General features: G+C 45.4%; 18 protein-coding genes and 2 pseudogenes. 1 reads left to right on the top strand and 19 read right to left on the bottom strand.

The window, feature by feature from the left end; all coding sequences use genetic code 11:
* The 13 genes and pseudogenes from R1Y93_RS05160 to R1Y93_RS05100 form a co-directional block, all read right to left on the bottom strand.
* Nucleotides 1-398: potassium channel family protein (locus R1Y93_RS05160; protein ID WP_500821913.1), on the bottom strand; the 398-nt coding region annotated here is incomplete at its 3' end.
* 10 nt (nt 399-408) lie between these two features.
* Entirely contained in the window at nt 409-1,818 is a 1,410-nt protein-coding gene (locus R1Y93_RS05155; RefSeq protein ID WP_500821912.1) for a TrkH family potassium uptake protein, read from the bottom strand.
* Nucleotides 1,802-2,806: a 6-phosphofructokinase gene (gene pfkA / locus R1Y93_RS05150; RefSeq protein WP_158422064.1), complete on the bottom strand. Its 1,005-nt coding sequence runs from the start codon at nt 2,804-2,806 to the stop codon at nt 1,802-1,804. Before pfkA ends, R1Y93_RS05155 begins: the two co-directional genes overlap by 17 nt.
* Nucleotides 2,807-2,999: 193 nt before the next feature.
* Nucleotides 3,000-6,468, bottom strand: a pseudogene (locus R1Y93_RS05145) (DNA polymerase III subunit alpha).
* A gap of 138 nt (nt 6,469-6,606) precedes the next feature.
* The gene (locus tag R1Y93_RS05140) at nt 6,607-7,446 is read right to left on the bottom strand and encodes a CvfB family protein (RefSeq protein ID WP_500821910.1); all 840 of its coding nucleotides are present in this window, start codon (nt 7,444-7,446) and stop codon (nt 6,607-6,609) included.
* Between the two features lie 105 nt (nt 7,447-7,551).
* Complete coding sequence (locus tag R1Y93_RS05135) at nt 7,552-8,766, bottom strand: serine hydrolase (protein ID WP_500821908.1); 1,215 nt, start codon at nt 8,764-8,766, stop codon at nt 7,552-7,554.
* 329 nt (nt 8,767-9,095) lie between these two features.
* Nucleotides 9,096-9,836, bottom strand: coding sequence for an amino acid ABC transporter ATP-binding protein (locus tag R1Y93_RS05130; protein WP_500821907.1), 741 nt, complete (start codon nt 9,834-9,836; stop codon nt 9,096-9,098).
* Nucleotides 9,836-10,630, bottom strand: a complete 795-nt coding sequence (locus R1Y93_RS05125) for an amino acid ABC transporter permease (RefSeq protein WP_500821905.1) — start codon at nt 10,628-10,630, stop codon at nt 9,836-9,838. The genes R1Y93_RS05130 and R1Y93_RS05125 overlap by 1 nt, the downstream gene beginning before the upstream one ends.
* 20 nt (nt 10,631-10,650) lie before the next feature.
* A pseudogene (locus R1Y93_RS05120) lies at nt 10,651-11,467 on the bottom strand (transporter substrate-binding domain-containing protein).
* A 253-nt stretch (nt 11,468-11,720) separates the two neighbouring features.
* Nucleotides 11,721-11,924 (bottom strand): type II toxin-antitoxin system antitoxin, encoded by a 204-nt coding sequence (locus tag R1Y93_RS05115; protein ID WP_158422061.1) that lies wholly within the window; start codon nt 11,922-11,924, stop codon nt 11,721-11,723.
* Between the two features lie 2 nt (nt 11,925-11,926).
* Entirely contained in the window at nt 11,927-12,946 is a 1,020-nt protein-coding gene (locus R1Y93_RS05110; RefSeq protein ID WP_500821904.1) for an SPFH domain-containing protein, read from the bottom strand.
* A gap of 214 nt (nt 12,947-13,160) precedes the next feature.
* A complete protein-coding gene (locus R1Y93_RS05105; RefSeq protein WP_500821917.1) occupies nt 13,161-13,667 on the bottom strand; it encodes a PfkB family carbohydrate kinase in 507 nt (168 codons plus the stop codon).
* Nucleotides 13,657-14,067 carry a PfkB family carbohydrate kinase gene (locus tag R1Y93_RS05100; protein ID WP_500821903.1) on the bottom strand — a complete coding sequence of 137 codons (411 nt, stop codon included), beginning with the start codon at nt 14,065-14,067 and terminating at the stop codon, nt 13,657-13,659. Before R1Y93_RS05100 ends, R1Y93_RS05105 begins: the two co-directional genes overlap by 11 nt.
* Nucleotides 14,068-14,261: 194 nt before the next feature.
* Between R1Y93_RS05100 and R1Y93_RS05095 the strand changes: the two genes are divergently transcribed.
* Nucleotides 14,262-15,269 carry a LacI family DNA-binding transcriptional regulator gene (locus R1Y93_RS05095; protein ID WP_500821902.1) on the top strand — a complete coding sequence of 336 codons (1,008 nt, stop codon included), beginning with the start codon at nt 14,262-14,264 and terminating at the stop codon, nt 15,267-15,269.
* A 62-nt stretch (nt 15,270-15,331) separates the two neighbouring features.
* Here the strand turns inward: R1Y93_RS05095 and R1Y93_RS05090 are convergent, their stop codons facing one another.
* Genes R1Y93_RS05090 through R1Y93_RS05065 form a run of 6 tightly spaced genes read right to left on the bottom strand, consistent with a single transcriptional unit; the run spans nt 15,332 to nt 19,524 of the window.
* The gene (locus R1Y93_RS05090; RefSeq protein ID WP_500821900.1) at nt 15,332-16,687 is read right to left on the bottom strand and encodes an alpha-L-rhamnosidase-related protein; all 1,356 of its coding nucleotides are present in this window, start codon (nt 16,685-16,687) and stop codon (nt 15,332-15,334) included.
* Entirely contained in the window at nt 16,684-16,941 is a 258-nt protein-coding gene (locus tag R1Y93_RS05085) for a family 78 glycoside hydrolase catalytic domain (RefSeq protein ID WP_500821899.1), read from the bottom strand. The genes R1Y93_RS05090 and R1Y93_RS05085 overlap by 4 nt, the downstream gene beginning before the upstream one ends.
* A 42-nt stretch (nt 16,942-16,983) precedes the next feature.
* On the bottom strand, nt 16,984-17,499 hold the full coding sequence (locus R1Y93_RS05080) for an alpha-L-rhamnosidase N-terminal domain-containing protein (RefSeq protein WP_500821897.1): 516 nt from the start codon (nt 17,497-17,499) through the stop codon (nt 16,984-16,986).
* A complete protein-coding gene (locus R1Y93_RS05075) occupies nt 17,481-17,738 on the bottom strand; it encodes an alpha-L-rhamnosidase N-terminal domain-containing protein (protein WP_500821895.1) in 258 nt (85 codons plus the stop codon). The genes R1Y93_RS05080 and R1Y93_RS05075 overlap by 19 nt, the downstream gene beginning before the upstream one ends.
* Nucleotides 17,722-18,198, bottom strand: coding sequence for a glycoside hydrolase family 78 protein (locus tag R1Y93_RS05070; RefSeq protein ID WP_500821894.1), 477 nt, complete (start codon nt 18,196-18,198; stop codon nt 17,722-17,724). The genes R1Y93_RS05075 and R1Y93_RS05070 overlap by 17 nt, the downstream gene beginning before the upstream one ends.
* Before the next feature lie 60 nt (nt 18,199-18,258).
* Nucleotides 18,259-19,524: an alpha-L-rhamnosidase-related protein gene (locus R1Y93_RS05065; protein WP_500821915.1), complete on the bottom strand. Its 1,266-nt coding sequence runs from the start codon at nt 19,522-19,524 to the stop codon at nt 18,259-18,261.
* Nucleotides 19,525-19,565 lie beyond the last annotated feature (41 nt).

The raw sequence follows: 19,565 nt of genomic DNA, 5'->3' as shown, positions 1-19,565 counted from the left end.
GGTGCGCTTGCCACACGAAGTCCCATGGACTGCTCCGGATAGATCACCCTGTCTGCGCCGATCTTCTCAAGGATCTTGCCGTGAAGGGCATTGATGGCTTTGGCCAGAACATAAGGCACTCCCAGCTCTTTGGCCTGCATAGTGGCCATAATACTGGCTTCCATATTCTCAGCCACTGCGATCACTGCCACATCCACATTCTGCACACCCAAAGACCTTAAAACCTCCGGCTCACGCACATCCGCACGGACCGCATAAGTAACTTTGTCTGCAATCTCCTGGATATTTTCTTCCCTTGCATCAATGGCCAACACATCACAATCTGACTCTGCCAGTGTTTCTGCCACTGACATACCAAACTGTCCAAGTCCGATCACTGCATAGCTTTTTTCCTTCATGTCATGTCTCCTATCCAATCATCACATCTTCTTCCGCAAGATGGATATTCTCTGATCTGCGCTGTGCTCTTGCTACTACGGCTGCACCTAAGGTAAGGGGGCCGATGCGTCCAAGAAACATGGTCAGCATTACAATACATTTACCAGCCAGATTCAGATGGGGGGTCAGTCCTCTTGACAGGCCTACTGTCCCCACTGCGGAAGTCAGTTCATAGAGTATATCCATCAGATCTGTCTGGGGCATTGCTACAGCAAGAAGCATAACCATGACCAGTAAAGTCAACAAAGTCATCCCGGCTACCACAAGGGCAGAGCGGATGTAGCTGCTGCGGATCTTTCGATTGTGGCTTTCCACATCCGTGTCACCACGAAGATTGGCCCGTATGCTAAGCACCAGCACTGCAATGGTAGTGGTCTTAATACCTCCGGCTGTACCCATAGGGGAGCCTCCGATGATCATCAGCACCAGGCACAGTACAAAAGTGGCATTGGTAAATGCTGCCTGATCTGTTGTGAAAAATCCTGCAGTCCTGGTGGTCACAGATTGAAAAGCAGATGCAAGCAGCTGTCTGCCTGTAGACATCCCGGCAAAGGTATCCGGATTATTCCTTTCAAACAAAAAGATCAGAAGCGTCCCTCCAACAACCAGGATCAGGGTTGTCTTTAATACCAGCTTACTCTGCAGGCGCAAAGTACTGTAAACTTTTTTCACTGACAGCTTGTGACTTTTTTTCGCCTTTTTTATTTTTTCCCAAAGATCCCACCACACAATAAAGCCAAGGCCTGAAGAAATGATCAGCGCCATAGTGGTAAGATTCACCAGCACATTCCCCTGATAGGGAGCCAGACTATTCTCACCCAGCAGATCGATCCCTGCATTGCAAAATGCTGACACTGCCGTAAACACTGCCTGAACCATACCCTTGCCAAAACCAAACTGAGGCACAAAACAAAATGCATACAGCACTGCGCCTGTCCCTTCTGCTGCTAAAATACAAAGTACGGTTTTTCGCACAACCTTGACCAGTCCTGACATCTGATCCAGGTTGTAGGACTCCTTGATCAGTCTCCGGTTCCGCAGGGAGATCTTCTTATGAAGTCCAATAAACAGTATACTTGCCAGAGATACTACTCCTATACCTCCGATCTGGATCAGCAAAAGAATGGCCGCTTTACCTATGGCCGACCAGTGGGTGGCTGTGGTCACCGTCACCAGACCGGTCACACACACGCTGGTAGTAGCCGTAAATAATGCATCTGCAAAAGAGGTACTTTCACCTGGTACGGTACAAAACGGAAGCCAGAGAAAAAATCCTCCTACAAAAATTACCCCCGCAAAGCTGAGAGTAATTATTTGTGCTGTTTTTAATTTATGAAATCTTTCCTGTAAACGTCGGTTAAAATTATTTCTGTAATCCATGTTTGTCATAATTATGGGAAAGTGATTTACAAACCTCCCACTGATACTCTGAAACGCTCTTCTGCATAGCAAGTGCCTCGTCAATATCGAAATCCACAAAATCTCCATGACGATATCCAACTACTCTGCAGCTCTTGCCTGCTACCAGAAGGTCTACAGCCATTGCACCCATCATAGATGCATACACACGATCCTTACATGTAGGGCTTCCACCACGCTGCATGTGTCCAAGGATAGTAGCACGGGTCTCAATACCGGTAGCTGCTTCAATACGTTTTGCCATAGCCTGGGAATTACCAATACCCTCTGCATTTACGATGATATGATGCTTCTTGCCAAGCTTACGGCTCTCAATAATGTTGTTGATCAGCTTCTGCTCATCATAGTCATATTTCTCAGGGATCAGCACGTCCTCGGCTCCGTTGGCAATACCACACCATAATGCCAGATATCCGGCACCACGTCCCATAACCTCGATAATACTGCATCTCTCATGGGAAGTAGATGTATCACGTACCTTATCAATTGCTTCCATAGCTGTATTAACAGCTGTGTCAAATCCGATGGTGTACTCTGTGCATGCAATATCCAGGTCGATCGTACCTGGTACTCCGATGGTATTCACACCAAGGGCAGCCAGCTTCTGTGCTCCTGCAAAGGAACCGTCTCCACCGATAACTACCAGTCCGTCAATGCCATGCTTCTTGCAGATCTCAGCGCCTCTCTTCTGGCCTTCTGCTGTACGGAATTCTGCACAACGTGCTGTATAAAGGATCGTACCGCCACGTTCGATAGTATCAGATACATCCTTTGCTGTCATATCTATAATCTCTTCATTCAGCAGTCCATTATATCCCTTCAGAATACCTTTTACATTTAATCCGCTGCTAAGTCCACGTCTTACCACTGCACGGATCGCTGCGTTCATTCCGGGAGCATCGCCGCCGCTGGTAAGGACACCGATGGTCTTAATTTTTTTCTCTGCCATAATAATTACTCCTCCATCTTCTGAGTTCCTTGAGATGCCCGTATTCTGTCTGACACAAACAGCCTGCACCTCGGGGTTAAACCTTTTCTACACATATTCAGCATTAGTTTATAGCATCTTTCTGAATTTTTCAATACTCTGTCTCTGTTTTTTTCAGAAGCTTTTTATAAACTTTATATTACAAAACTATATATTAGAAGCTTTTCAGCGCACGTTCCACTACACGCACGTTCCCGCTGCCATATTCCCTCCGGAATTTTTCCAGCCATTCTTCCTGCAAAGCCACCCTGTATCCAGCCGGCAGCTTTTTCATTGCTTTTACATCCTTCAGGTAGATCACAACGGAAGCATTCCCCGGAACTGCTCTCAGTTCTTCCAGCAAATGTGCTTCCCGGTCTGCATATGCATCCCTGTCATCAAACTGCAGCCAAAGCTCCCTTGGCACTTCTTCAAAGGTACGTACCCTTTCCAGGATCAGCTTGCTGGCCTTGTCATCTTCCGCGGATACCCGGCCCTGGATCAGTACACGGGCATCTTCATCCAAAAGGCTCTGATACTTTTCATAATCTCTTGGGAAAACTACCACTTCCACAGTGCCTACCAGATCCTCCAGGGTAACAAAGGCCATCACCTTATTATTCTTAGTATATTTAATGGTTTTCTCCGTCACCATACCACCAACTACAACCTTCTGGTTATCCATTACCACGGAAAGTCCAGTCTCTTCATCCGGCTGAAAATCTGTGGTCTTTGCACTGATATTCTTTTCAAGTATACCTCTGTGCTGTTCCAGGGGATGTCCGCTAAGATAAATCCCCAGCACATCTTTTTCAAAGGCCAGGATAACTTCCTTAGTGTATTCTCCCACATCCGGCATGCTGATCTCATAAGCCTTTTTATCTTCTTCACCAACCAGATCAAACAGGCTCATCTGCCCTGCCATGCTATTCTTCTTATTCTGGCTGATATGGTCCACTACCCTGCTGTAAACCAGCATTTTCTGCTGCCGGTTGCCTGGCAGGCAGTCAAGCGCCCCTGCTTTGATAAAATTTTCGATGGCACGTTTATTCACCTGCCCGCTGTTTCTTTCAATAAAATCACTCAGTGTGCGATAGATTCCGTTTTCCCTGCGCTCCTTCACCAGCGCTTCGATCACAGGCCTGCCCACGCTTTTAATAGCGGAAAGGCCATAACGGATCCTTCCCTGGTCAACAGAAAAACCACGTTCTCCGTTATTAATATCCGGAGGCAAGATCTGAATCCCCATCTGACGGCATACCTGAATATACTCTGCCACTTTGGCAGGCATTTCGATCACGGAAGTCATAAGTGCAGCCATAAATTCCACAGGATAATAATATTTCAGATAAGCTGTCTGATAAGCTACGATGGCATAGGCTGCCGCATGGGATTTATTAAAAGCATATTTTGCAAAATCCGTCATTTCATCATAGATCTTATTTGCAGTCTTCTCGGAAATCCCGTTGGCAATACAGCCAGGTACTCCCTCCTCCTCATTTCCGTATACAAAGTTCTGCCGCTCCTTTTCCATGACAGAAGCTTTTTTCTTGGACATTGCACGACGCACAAGATCACTTCGTCCTAATGTATAGCCTGCCAGATTACGCACGATCTGCATAACCTGCTCCTGATATACGATACACCCGTAAGTCGGACTGAGGATCGGCTCCAGCTGCGGGCAGTCATAACGAATGGTATCCGGACGGTTCTTACCACGGATATACTGGGGGATGAAATCCATCGGACCCGGACGATACAGGGAAATACCGGCGATCACATCCTCCAGGCTCTGAGGCTTCAGTTCCTTCATAAAGTTCTTCATACCGGAACTTTCCAGCTGGAACACGCCATCTGTACGACCTGTGCCAAGAGATGCCAGAACCTTGCCGTCATCATAATCAATATGCTGCATATCCAAGGTGATCCCCTTATCCTTCTCCACCATTTTCACTGCGTTCTGGATCACCGTCAATGTACGAAGCCCAAGGAAATCCATTTTCAAAAGCCCCAGTTCTTCCAGCGTGGTCATGGTAAACTGAGCTACAATGGTGCCATCCTGAGCTCTGGAAAGAGGTACGTATTCATCCACCTCTTTCTGGCTGATCACAACACCGGCTGCATGCATGGATGTATGCCTTGGAAGTCCTTCCAGGCGCTTTGCCATATCGATCAGATGGTGTACATCTTCCTGCTCGTCATAGGTCTTTTTCAGCTCCGGATTCATTTCCAGCGCTTTGTCAATGGTAATATTCAGTTCCTGGGGGATCATCTTTGCAATGGTATCCACCTGGGCGTAAGGCATGTCCAGTACACGGCCCACATCCCTGATCACACCACGGGCAGCCAGTGTACCAAAAGTAACGATCTGCACCACACAATCCTTGCCGTATTTGCGAACTACGTAATCGATCACTTCCTGCCTGCGTTCAAAACAGAAGTCCACATCAATATCCGGCATGGATACTCGTTCCGGATTCAGGAAACGCTCAAAAAGCAGATCATAACGGATAGGATCCAGCTCGGGTGATCCCCAGGGTATAAGCAACCAGGCTTCCGGCTGCAGAGCCTCTGCCCGGGCCTACCATGATCTCATGATCCCTTGCATATTTAATAAAGTCCCACACGATCAGGAAATAATCCACATATCCCATATTTTTGATAGTGGTAAGCTCATAGTCCAGACGGCTTTCCAGCTCTTCTGTTACCGGATCGTATCGTTCTTCCAGGCCTTCCCTGCACAGCTTATTCAAATATTCCCAGGAGGTATATCCATCCGGCACATCATATCTGGGCAGCTTTGTGTTGCCAAACTCAATGTCCACGTGGCACCTCTGTGCGATCTTGTGGGTATTTTCCAGAGCCTCTGGTGCATAAGGAAACAGCGCTGCCATTTCTTCTTCTGACTTAACATAATACTGTCCGCCTTCATAACGCATACGGTCTGTATCTGTAAGCTTCTTGCCGGTCTGCAGGCAAAGCAGTATATCATGGGAATCTGCGTCTGTTTCATAGGTGTAATGCACATCATTGGTGGCAACCAGCTGGATCCCCGTTTCCTGGTGCATCCGCATCAGCTGCTGATTGACCATCTGCTGCTGTGGAATCCCGTGATCCTGAAGCTCCAGAAAAAAGTTCCCCTCTCCAAAAATCTCCTGATATCTGAGGGCAGCCTTTTTGCCCTCTTCATACATCCCTTTCTGAAGATATCTGGCAACCTCGCCTGCCAGGCAGGCGCTTAGAGCGATCAGCCCCTCATGATACTCCCGCAGAAGCTCCAGATCCACCCTTGGCTTATAGTAGAAGCCTTCTACAAAGCCCTTGGAGACGATCTTCATCAAATTCTGATAACCCTGGTTATTCTCAGCAAGAAGCACCAGATGATAGTATCTGTCATCTCCGCTTCCCACTTCCCTGTCGAACCTGGAGCCGGGAGCCACATACACTTCACATCCAAGGATAGGATTGATGCCTGCTGCTTTTGCTGCACGATAAAAGTCGATCACTCCATACATAACGCCATGGTCTGTGATCGCAGCACTGTCCATTCCCAGTTCCTTCACTCTGGACACATATTCATTTATCTTATTCGATCCATCCAGCAGACTATATTCTGTATGGACATGCAGATGCGTGAAAGCCACTGTGTGTACCTCATTTCTTGTTTATGTTATTTCAGATTTACGTTAATTTTCGTTTCTGGTATTTCTTGTTTATGTTGCTTCTTGTTTCTGTTATTTCTTGTTTATGTTGCTTCTTGTTTCTATTATTTCTTGCCTCTGTTATTTTTTGTATATCCTTCTCTCTTTAATCTCTATTTTGCCTTCTTTCAGAAGGTGCCCGATTGCCCGTTTGAATGCATTTTTGCTCAGGCCGAATTCTCTTTTGATCACTTCCGGAGATGCCTTATCATCAAAAGGAAGAACCCCTGCAAATTCATCGATCACGCTAAGCACAGACTCTGCATCCTCTTCGATCTGCAGGTATGCTTTCTGACGGTCTGTAACATTCATCTTGCCGTCTTCTTTTACTTCTGTTACGCGCAGATCCAGGATCTCTCCCGGACGGTATTTCCAGGCAGCCTCCCTTGCGGGAATCAGTGCAGAATACTTGTCATCAACAGCCACAAATACACCAAAATTACCGCTGATCTCGTATACACGGCCCTTTACCTGGTCGCCTACCACATAAGGTGTACGTGTAGAAAGATAATGGTATACTTTCATGGTAGCGCAAAGGCGCTGGCTTTTATCAATATAAAGAGCCACCAGCACGTCTTTCCCTTCCTGCATCCTGGTGGTCTGCTCATGATATGGAAGCAGAAGGTCTTTTTCCAGTCCCCAGTTCAAGAATGCTCCGATCCTTGTCACCTGGGAAACCTTCAGAACTGCAGTCTGCCCTACCTGGAGCATGGGTTCTCTGGTGGTAGCGATGAGACGGTCTTTAGAATCTTTATAAATGAATACGGTCAGCTCATCTCCAGCTTTCGTGCCTGTAGGTACCTGTTTGGCAGGAAGCAGTACGGAATCTTTGCCTTCCTTGTCATCCTTTTCAGCCAGATATACACCGAAATCCACTGTTTTTACCACAGTCAGTGTCTGTTTTTTTCCTAATTCAATCATGGGTTCTCCTTATTATATGTTTTTACGAAAATGATTATTGTCAGTATAGCACACACACAATGCAAAAGATACTCTCAATCCACATGCGTCTAAATGATGTCGGGGTCAAAAGCCCCCGACTTTGATGCCTGCGTATTGCAGGAGCCTGCGTGCGTCCGCCCATCTGGCATCGCTTGTAGGACCTCCCAGTGTAACGGAAATATAGGTCTTTCCATTTCCAGCCTGGATCATACCAACAAAACAATGACCTGCCTTACGGGTATAGCCGGTTTTGATCCCGTATACCCTGTCCATATTGCCAAGAAGCTTATTGGTGGTGCGGAAGGTATAGGTATTGCCGTTCAGGCTGGTGATAGTCCCCTGCTGCTGTTTAACGATTTTTCGGATCATGGGCTTCTTCCATGCATAGCAGGCAATCTTTGCCAGATCCCGGGCAGTCGTATAATGGTCCAGCCCTGCATCCAGTCCGTTTGGTGTGGCAAAATGGGTATTCTTACATCCCAGGACAGCCGCCTTTTTATTCATCAGCTTTACAAATTTGGGCACTGACCCACTTACATGCTCTGCAAGCGCTACTGCCGTATCATTGTGTGATGGGATCAACAGGGAATAAAGAAGATCTTTAAGCACAAAGCTTTCCCCTTGCTGCAGGTACAGCTTGGTGGGCTCCTGGGCTGCTGCATTGGCAGATGCAGTCACCTTCTCAGTCAGTTTGCAGTTCTCCAGAGCCAGTATGGCCGTCATCAGCTTGGTGGTACTTGCATTTGCATGGCGCAGATCCGGGTTCTTGGAATAAAGTACTTTTCCGGTGTCAGCCTCTACAAGGATCCCGCATGGACTGCTAAGTGAAACAGACGGACCGCTTCCTGTCATCCTGCCATTGGAATCAAACCTGCAATTCACACCGGAGATCCGTTTCGTTCCTGTGGTCAGCTTGCCCTTTGCATCAAAATAATAGGTATAACGGCTGCGGATCCATCCCTGGCTTCTGCGGCCGTCACTTCGCAGATAATAGGTCTTCTTTCCATTCTTGTAGATCCATGCATTTTTATACATGTACCCTTCTGATTTCTTCCCAAAGTAATACCATCTGGTACCGATCTTGTGCCAGCTGTACTGTCTGACACCTTTTGCAGAAAAATAATAGGTCTTTCCTTTTATGGACAAAAGGCAGTCCTTTGCCATCTGTCCATCTTTGTCATAATAATACCAGTTTCCATTTCTGGCGGTAAATCTGCCTCCTGTAACCTTTTCAATATTCTTTACGCTGGTCACTTTTGCAGAAACAGGCACTGCAGTCACCAGAAGCAGTATCAGCATTACCAGAAGACAAAGTTTGTATATACCTGCTTTTTTTTCTCTCTTTTCCTGTACTCATCTTTTCCCCCACTGTAAAACAAAATGCAACTGTTCAGCACCCTCACAGTTACCAGTCAAAAATATATTCTGGCTCACCTTCGGTGATAGCCTTTGACATATCAGTTCTATTTATTTTCCTATTTTCCCCAGTTTTAGTCAAGGCATTTTTCGGGACAAAATAAAAAAGGCGTTCTATCCCACACACCTTTTTCTCAAAACTTCTGTATATAAAACGGGACTGCCGCATCTGCAAACATTTTGCCGGGCGGCAGCCCTGATATCATCTCATACTATTGATTACGGAATCTGGAAAGGAAATCCCGTGTAAGAGCATCTTTCGGATCCTGGAAAAGCTTTTTCGGCTCTCCCTCTTCTACGATCACACCATTTGCCATAAAGATCACATTTTTTGATACATCTCTGGCAAATGCCATTTCATGGGTTACGATGATCATGGTCAGTCCATCCAGAGCCAGACGTTTCATAACCTCCAGCACCTCCCCCACCATCTGGGGATCCAATGCAGAGGTAGGCTCATCAAAAAGAAGCAGTTCCGGCTCCATAGCCAGTGCTCTGGCAATGGCAACCCTTTGCTTTTGTCCACCTGAAAGCTGTTTAGGCTTGGCGTTGATATAGGGCGCCATTCCAACCTTTTCCAGGTAATACATAGCCTTATCCTTTGATGTCTTTTTATCTCTTTTCAGAACCTTTTCCTGTCCTACTGTACAGTTCTCCAATGCAGTCATATTATTGAACAGATTAAAATTCTGAAATACCATACCCACCTTTGAACGGTACTCCGGTACGTTTACTTTCTTGTCGGTAATATCTTTGCCGTGGTAGTTGATCTCTCCTGATGTAGGTGTCTCCAGCATGTTCAGGCACCGCAAAAGGGTAGATTTTCCGGATCCGGATGGTCCGATGATACAGGTCACATCTCCCTGGCTTACAGAAAAGTCAATATCTTTTAACACCTGGTTTTTTCCAAAGGTTTTTCCCAGATGCTTTACTTCCAGAATATGCTCGCCCATTACTTGTCCACCCCTTTCTTCCTGCTGTAGGAATACATCCCACTGGTGTGAGTCAGGGTATCCGTTGTGGCAAGATCATAATTATCCGGGCCATCCATCTTATGCTCTAAGAGACGTAACAGTCTGGAGCAGGTAAAAGTCAGGATAAAATAAATCACCATGGCAATGGTAAATGACTCAAAGTATGTATAGTAAGCACCTGCCACACCTTTTGTAGTGTAAAACAGTTCTACGATCCCGATAATGGAAAGTACACAGGTATCCTTAATATTAATAATCAGGTTGTTGCCGATCTGGGGCATGATATTACGCAATGCCTGGGGAAGGATCACACTGGTCATAGTCTGCACATGAGTCATACCAATGGCTTTCGCTGCCTCAGTCTGCCCCTCATCTACAGAAAGGATACCGCCTCGCACGGTTTCTGCCATGTAAGCGCCTGTATTAATGGATACAATGAAAAAGGCGGCAAACCACATGGACATATTAATGTTAAAAAGATAAGAACTGCCAAAATAAATGAACATTGCCTGCGCCATCATAGGCGTCCCACGGAAAACCTCTACATAGCAGGCCATGATAAATTTCAGGATCCCTACCAGTATTTTCTTACCTTTTCCGTCATTTTTATCCACAGGGATGGTCTGCACCACCCCTACTGCAAATCCGATCACGCAGCCTAAAAATGTACCTACAATGGCGATCAGCATGGTATTGCCTGCGCCCTGCAGGAAAGACACTCCGTACTGCTGGAGCAGATATCCAATCCTGCCCCAAAAGCTTTCAGGAAGCATGCACGCTCTCTCCTTCCCCGTTATTCAGACAGAGGCTGTACGGAGATAGCTTCGTCCATCATCTCTGTAAAATCATCTTCTGTCATTTTGTCAAGTACACTGTTCAGTGCATCAAGAAGCTCTGTATTTCCCTTCTGAACAGAAATACCAATATTAATATCCTCATCAGATACCTGGAACTCTCCGTCTGTACCTGTGAAGTCAAGCAGTTTCAGATCAGGGTATGCAATACATGCTGCTTTTCCAGTAGGCATATCCGTAACAACCGCATCACATTTTCCTGCTTCCAGGGCTACCAGCATAGCCGGTGCACTTTCCTGTGCAGGAAGGATATCTGCATCCGGGATCCTGCGGCAGGCAGGAATCATACCAAATCGTATTCTGCTGGGAAGTACAGGTAACACCCTTCAGGTCTTCCACGCTTGCAGCATCTGCATAATCTCCGTCTCCCTTTACAAGAGTGATAATGGATGCGTAATAATATGGGGATGTAAAATCAACCATCTCCTGACGTTCTTTTGTAATAGACTGACCTGCGATCACGCAGTCCACTTTACCGGACTGTACTGCCGGTACAAGAGAATCCCAATCCAGCTTCACGATCTCCAGGTCATAGCCCAGTTCATCGCAAATATGCTTTGCCATCATAACATCATAACCGTATGCATAATCAGAGCTTCCTGAGATCTGCACTGCACCGTTGGAATCATCCGGTTGTGTCCAGTTGTAGGGTGCGTATCCACACTCCATAGCTACCTTTAAGGTTTTCTTCTCATCTGCCTTTACCAGGGTCAGTCCCAGTCCTGGTACTGATGATGCGGCAACGCTTACTGCCATAATGGTTCCTGTAAGTTTCTTCCATACATAGTTTTTCATTTTGATTTCCTCCTCGTCCTTCTATAAATCTTAATAGCCTCGTATTATTAAGTCCTACGCAATTTTTATGTAATAGAAACATCACTGAGTAATTGTCTATTACACATAAAAAAATCGCAACAGGCGCAGTTTACCAATTCACCGCGCCGTTGCGATTCATTCACATAATAACCCTATCCTCAGGTAAAGTCAAGGAGAAATATTATATGATCTCTTATATATCCAGTTCTGGGGGAACATCCAGTTCCTCAGACACATACTTCCCATTCTTTTTGCGCTGCCTTACGCACTCCGACAAAAGATACTCGATCTGTCCATTCACTGAACGGAAATCATCCTCCGCCCAGGCAGCGATCTGATCATATAATTTTGCTGAAAGTCTGAGCGGAATCTGTTTCTTTGCCTTAGTATCTGCCACGATTAATACAGGCTTCCTGAATTAACGATAGGCTGTGCGTCACGATTACCGCAAAGCACTACAAGAAGGTTGGATACCATGGCCGCTTTCCGCTCCTCGTCCAGTTCTACCACACCATTCTCATTCAGTCTGTCCAGTGCCATCTCCACCATACCTACAGCACCGTCTACGATCATCTTCCTTGCATCAATGATCGCAGATGCCTGCTGCCTCTGAAGCATAACGGCTGCAATCTCCGGTGCATATGCCAGATAAGTGATCCTTGCCTCAATGATCTCAAGTCCTGCAATCTCAACCTTCTGCTGGATCTCCTTACGGATGCGCTCGGCAACTACTTCACTGGAGCCTCTAAGGCTGCCCTCATCTGCGATACCGTCTCCTGTAGTGTCTACATTAGGAGCCACATCATACGGATAGATCCTTACAATATTTCTCAGGGCACTGTCGCACTGCAGGGACAGATATTCTTTATAGTTATCTACATCAAACACAGCCTTTGCGGTATCTACCACACGCCACATAACTGCAATACCGATCTCGATAGGATTACCCAGGCAGTCATTGATCTTCTGGCGGTTATTATTCAGAGTCATGATCTTCAGGGAAATCTTATTATTTGTGATCTGAACTTCGCTGCTTTCTTTGGCAGATGCGCCAAGGACACTTGCCAGGGAACCTTTCCCGGATCCTCCGTCTACATCGCCGCTCTGGTTCAGCTTTGTCTTAGCTGCCGGATTCACGCTGCTGCAAAATGGGTTGACCCAGTAAAAACCATTCTCCTTCAAAGTACCGATATACTTACCAAACAAGGTCAATACCAGTGCTTCCTGTGGCTTCAGTATACGCAGTCCTACAAAGGGGATCCAGCCCACTGCCGCCCAGACAATACCAACAACCATAACTGGGATCACATCCTGAACCGCACCAAATGCGATAGCTCCTACCCCCGCTGCATACAGCAGGAGAAACAGAAGCATCACGGCCATGCCATTTTTCTTGTTGCTTAATACTTTTTCTTTCATTTTCTTTTTCTTCCTCCTGAAATATCAAATATCTTTTGATATTTTGATGATATCATTTTAATATCATATTGTCAATAGGCAAAAAATGTATACAAAAGAAGCCCCGGCAAATATGCCAGGACTCCCGATTATGATACTGATACAATCCAAAGATCTCAACATCCTGCATATGAAAAAACAGCTGTGGATAGGATGTTTTGACCGTAATACCATGTTATCTTTCTTTTAAGAACTCCTCTACCTCCTGATACAGAGGAATAGACGGTGCTGCGCCTGGACGGGACACTGCGATTGCAGAAGCGGCGGAAGCCATTTCCAGACATTTGGGAATGTCCTCACCAGCACACAGGCCTGCAAGGAAATATCCGCAGAAGGTATCTCCTGCTGCTGTAGTATCCACTGCCTTTACACGATAAATATCATGGGTATAGGTTTCCTCATCTCTCTTGCAGAGAACCCCTGCATCTCCAAGAGTAAGTACGATTACTGCTGCCGGATATTTTTCAGAAAGGATCTCCAGCACTTTCTTGTAGTCAGGATTCGTCTCCTGGATCCCTGCGATCGCTGCACCTTCCACTTCATTCACAATAAAATAGTCTACGCAATCCAGTGGCAGATTTTCCATGGATTTTGGAATGGGAGACGGATTAAATGCCACCTTCAGACCCAGTTCATGTGCCCTCCGGATCATATATGGAACCTCATTTACCTCATACTGCATCAGCACAACATCCCCCTGGCTCGCCCTTTTCTGTAAGGATCTTGTCAATGTATTCTTTGGTAAAGTCACGGTTGGTGCCGCCATATACGATGATACAGTTATGTCCTGTACTGTCTACCTGGATGATGGCATGTCCACTCTGTCCCGGAAGCACCTGAACCTGGGAAATATCCACACCTGCATCCTTCATAAAGTCTGTCAGCATAGCGCCGTCTTCTCCTACCGCCCCTGCGTGTACTACGCATGCGCCTGCTCTCGCCGCTGCCACAGACTGGTTCAGACCCTTGCCTCCTACATTCAACTGAATGCCATCTGCCAGGATAGTTTCTCCCGGAAGTACAAAATTCTCCACCTGATATACCTTATCAATGTTCATAGAGCCAAATGAAATGATTTTCATAAAATATTCCCTCCCAATTTCCGCAATTCATTGACATTTTCTTTTTTCCGACTTATGATGAATAAATCAGTTTAAAATTTTACTAATTTCTTTACTAATAATACCATATCAGGGGCAAAAGTTCAAAAAAAAACTGTATACTTATCCCTTGATTTTCACACATCTATACAGCAATTACAGCCCCGGAGGTAAACATGGCAGTTAAAGTTAAATTAAAAGACATCGCTGCAAAGGCAGGTGTGTCATCCACCACCTGTTCCCTGATCCTGAATAACAAGCCCATCAGTGTATCCGAAGAAACCAAACAAAACGTACTTCATATTGCCCAGGAGATGGGATATATAAAGAAACAGGAGCCACACAATTTTGGTCTGATCGTTCCTGACCTTGGGAATCTATATTATACCGAAATCATCAAAAATACATCAAGGAAAGCCCAAGAAGCAGGCTATAATCTTGTAATCCTTGATTCCAATAACAGTTTCGATCAGGAATATAAAAATCTGGTTCAGCTACGCAATTCCAAGGTTGACGGAATTGTCCTGGCCCTTGTTTCCAGAGGCGAATCCATAAATCGTCTCCAACACCTGATCCGTAAGATGACAAACAGTGGTATCCCTGTGGTTTTATTTGAAGATGCAGTTTCTGCTTTTGGCTGTCATTCTGTCTGCACCGATGGCTACCTGGGTTCTTATCTGGCAACAAAACATCTGGTCAGCCTGGGGCATACCCGTATTGGGGTGATTACCGGAAATGGCGATTATACAGAAGCTGATACCAACCGTACCACCGGCTATATGGCTGCTCTGTCAGAAGCGGGCATCGCATTTGATCCTGAATTAATCTGCAATGGTATGTTTACTACCGAAAGTGGCTATCAATATGCCCCTGTTCTTCTGGAGAAAGGATGTACTGCTATTTTTGCACACAACGACATGATTGCATTTGGTGTTTATCATTATCTACGTGAGCATGATATTCGTCTTCCAGAGGATGTTTCCCTGATCGGATTTGATAATATTCCCATTATCTCCACACTGGAGTTTCCTCTTACTACGGTTGCTCAGCCAATAGGCCAGATGGCTGAACGCTGTGTAGACATCCTGCTTCAGTCCATACAGACTCCTTCCACAGACCGAACCTCTGTTACTATGCAGCCGGAACTAATCATTCGCAAAAGTACAGGTCCTGTAAAAAAATAACTTACAGCAACGGGTATCCTTTCTTTTATAGGACACCCGTTATTTGTATCAGTTTTCTTTATTTATATATTCAAATTCCAATAGAACCGATACTTACCGGAACTTACATGGAGTAAAACTCCGCCTTCTTTCTGCTCTGCCTTAAGAAGTCCTTCAAAACCATTCAGATCGCCTTTGCTTTCCTTTATCTGACCCATGGATGCATTTTCAATAAAAATCTCTGCATTTGTATTGGCTGGAATCTCTGTATCCATAATCATTGCACCACCTTTACGCTCCCAGCGGTTTGTTACTAATCCCTGCTCTGTGAACACTTCTGCCCCTGCATGCTCCAACCGTTCTGTAAAATAAGGTCTGATCTTTACAGTCTTAAAACCTGGCTCGGCCGCTGAAATACCGCACATTCCCTCAATCATCCAGTTTCCGATAGAGCAATATGCCGGCTGAATATAAGAACAATCTCCTCTTTCTCCATTTGGCAGAACGGCCTGCATTGCTTCCCATACAGTAGTAGCGCCCTGATCCACCTCATACAGCCATGATGGGCACTGTTCATTCAGCAGAAACTCATACATCTGGGCAGACTTTCCGTTTTCACAGAGAATTTCCGGCAGAACCAGTGCAGATGAAAACCCTGCATCCATACCATTTTTCTTTACCAGTTCCATGATTCGTTCAAACAGTTTTCCCTTTTCCATTTCCGGATACAGATGCATATGAAGAGCAAGGATCTGCGCTCCCATATATGGAGATTCCAGGATCTGGCCCCGGTTATAAAGTTCATGTACTGCTGCTTCCCGGATCTTCCGGTTTAATTCTCTGTACATTTTTGCATCTTCCGTTTTTCCAAGGATTTCTGCGATTTTACTTAAGGTTTCCGTAGAATATGCATAATAATAAGTTCCTGTCAGATTGCATAACACAAGTGGTCCTAACACCATTCGTCCTGTTTCTTTGTCTGTACACGCACTTGGAGTGATCCAGTCACCAAAACTCCAGTCAGCATTCCAGATATATTTCAGATAAGGCGCCCTTTCGGGAGTTACTTCCCCAATGGATACCGGATTCGCACTTTCAGCACGGTATTTTTCCAGTTCCAGCCATTTCTTCATGGCAGGATAGTAATCTTCCAGGATTCTCTTATCCCCATATTTCTGATACATATGCCAGGGAAGCATAACAGCTACATCTCCCCAGCCAGGAGTAGAATGGTTCATCTCTGTATTTCCATTATGAAAATATGGGATAACCGCCGGTATCTCTCCATGCTCACCCTGATCGTATTTCAGATCCTCCATCCACCTTCGGAAGTTAGCTTCTACATCCAGGTTATAGCACACCGTAGGTGCGATCATCTGCATATCACCAGTCCAGCCGGAACGCTCCCTGTCCGGATTGTCCGTAAGAATAGACATCATATTGGAACGCAGAGTCCACTCATATTTTTCTGAAGTTGATTCAGCTTTGGATTAGATGTATCAATATGGGTAAGTACCTGTACATCACTGCCGATCAGCCGTCCAACGATCTGTGTTGGTTCCACCTCTCCCTTATCTGCGCCGATACAGATATAACGGTATCCATGATAGGTAAACCAGGGATCATAATCAGCTTCGCCCTTGGCATCCAACACCACCGTATCAATCATCTGGCTGTTATTGCCAGTGATCACATAACGATAGTTCCCAGTCCTTATCCGGTTCCTCAAAGTATTTCAGTGTGACAACATCCCCCTGTGCTCCCCTTTCAGATGCATCCTTGCGGTTCCTGCCATCGCCTGACCGAAATCAATGATCTGTTCTCCCTTCGGGGACTGATAAATCCGCTGCACCTGAATGGTTTCCAGAATCTTGATATGCTGTGCATTCTGTCCTGCCAGTGTATCATATCCGTAATCCACTTCATTCACCGGTTTCCAGGAAGAATCATCAAATTCCTTTTTGGACCAGTTTTTCATTTCCCGACTACAGTCGTATTTCTCGCCAATAAAAAGATCTGCGTATCTTCTCGGCCCATCGGTAGTTGAAACAAAGGTATGATCACTTCCGATAATTTCTTCCCTTTCATCCTCATAGATCACCTGAAGCTGTACCAGCGCACCAAGCATATTTCCGAATCTGGCTGATTCTCCGGAAAATCCGATTCTGCCAGCCCACCATCCATCGGAAAGAGCCATCCCAAGAACATTCTCCCCTGTCTCAAGAAGCTCTGTTACATCATATGTCTGCACCTGAAGATAATCTGCGTAGCGAAGTTATCTTCCGGCGCAAACTCATAATCCCCGACTCTTTTTCCATTGATCTCCATGCGGTAAATTCCATGAGCTGTGACATAAAGTCTTGCACGGCTTACCTTCCCATTGATGTTCATTCTTTTCCGCAGCATAGGGCAGGGATACAGGATATCCTCCTGAATTTCCTGACTCTGCACACTTCCATTTTCCACATAAGTGTCATATTCCGGGCTCATGAAGCCATCTTCTTGTTCCATTTTCAAAGGTTCTGAGAAATGGCATTTCCTTGGCAATATCCCACTCTTCCCTGTACACAGGTGTCTGCTCCGGTTCAATCCATTTTGCCTTCCAGTCAGATACGTGAAGCAATCCCATCTCAAACCAGGCATCCTGAGGTGCTTTCCATACCTTTCCATCCTGATCTGTCACTTCCACATTCCAGAAATATCTTGTACTGCTTTCCAGAACTGTTTCATCTAAAATATATGCTGTCTCTTTTTTCTCTGTCAGACCGCTATCAAATATCTGCTCTCTGCTTCCTTCCTGTCCTGGAATTTCTCTTTCCAGAGTCACACGGAATGCTTTTTGATATACTCCTCTTTTTTCCGATCTCAAATTCCAGGTCAAACGGGGCTTTGTAATGGAAATTCCCATAGGATTTTCCATTGATTCACATCTCAAATTATAAATGATCATACATTTAATCCTCCCGAGATAATATTACAGGGGCAAAAAATCTTTGCCCCTGTCTATTTATTATCTGCTTACTGTGAAACTATAAGTTCCTGCAGGTACCTGATATACTACTCTGTCTTTTTCGGTTCTCATATATTTTACTTCTGAGCCATTTTCTCCTGCGTTGCCATTTTTGAAGATCACCACATCTCCCAGCTTCACCTGTGCTACCGCCGGATCTGCTGCCGGAAGTGCAATCTCACCTTTACAGTTATACGGAATCTCCACATCAAATACCACTGCACCGTTTTCTTTCTTCCAGCTGCTCTTCACAAGACCGCTGATGGTGTCCATACTTGCATTCACAAAATCCAGTTTCTCCGGAATATACGGACGGATCTTCACATTTCTGAATGCAGGATGCTTCTCATCCACAAGAATACCTGCCAAATACTTGTGGAAGCAGATGGAAAATGCCCCATACATCGGATGGTTTCTGGAAGCCATATCTGCAAGAATGCTGTTTGGATCATTGACCTCTTCCCATCTTTCCCAGATGGTGGTTGCCCCACGCTCCAGCATAAAGCCCCAGCTTGGATATGTAGTCTGTGTAAGAATGGCATATGCCAGATCTTCATAACCATTAGTAAACAGCACTTCCAGAATATATCTGGAACACAGGTTACCTGCTGTCAGATGATAATCGTTTTTCTCTACAATATCTTTTACCATATTTTCCAGAACAGCTTTCTTATCTTCTTCTGGAATCATATCGGTATATAAAGCAATTGCATTTGCACCCTGGCTGTTCTTGCCACAATATTTCTCTTCTTTATTATAAAAATGCTTTAAGAACGACTGACGGATTTCTTCTGCCTTTTTGCTAAATGTATCTGCATCTTTTTCTTTTCCCAGAACGGTTGCAATTTTTGCCATGAGGCGGTACATATAGCTTACAGAAGCCGTTGCAACAAGAATCGTTGGTGTAATGGTAGATACAGCTCCTCCTCCAACGCCCTCTCCGTCTGCTGCATGTGTTCCACACATAGGACCTGCCCAGTCACCCATATGAGAAGAAAATACCACTCCATCCTCAGAGTTTCTCTCCAGATATTTCAGCCAGCGCACATTCATATCATAGTTTTCTTCCAGGATCCTCTTATCCCCATAGAAGCAGTAAACATTCCACGGAAGATTTGCCGGTGTAATAGCGATAGGATCCATTGGAGTAGGTCCATATCTTCTAAGAGGTGCAGTATCTGATAAAGCACCGGAAACCACGCCCTGTGTATCCCGGATGTCCCGCATCCATTTGGTATACAGTTTTACCAGATCATAGTTATACAGCGCACACTCATTACGTCAGCAGACATATCATTCGGAAATTT

It is taken from the genome of Blautia sp. HA3515, assembly GCF_059933065.1.
The sequence above is the reverse complement of the archived record's forward strand: the minus strand, read 5'-3'. Positions and strand labels throughout refer to the sequence as shown.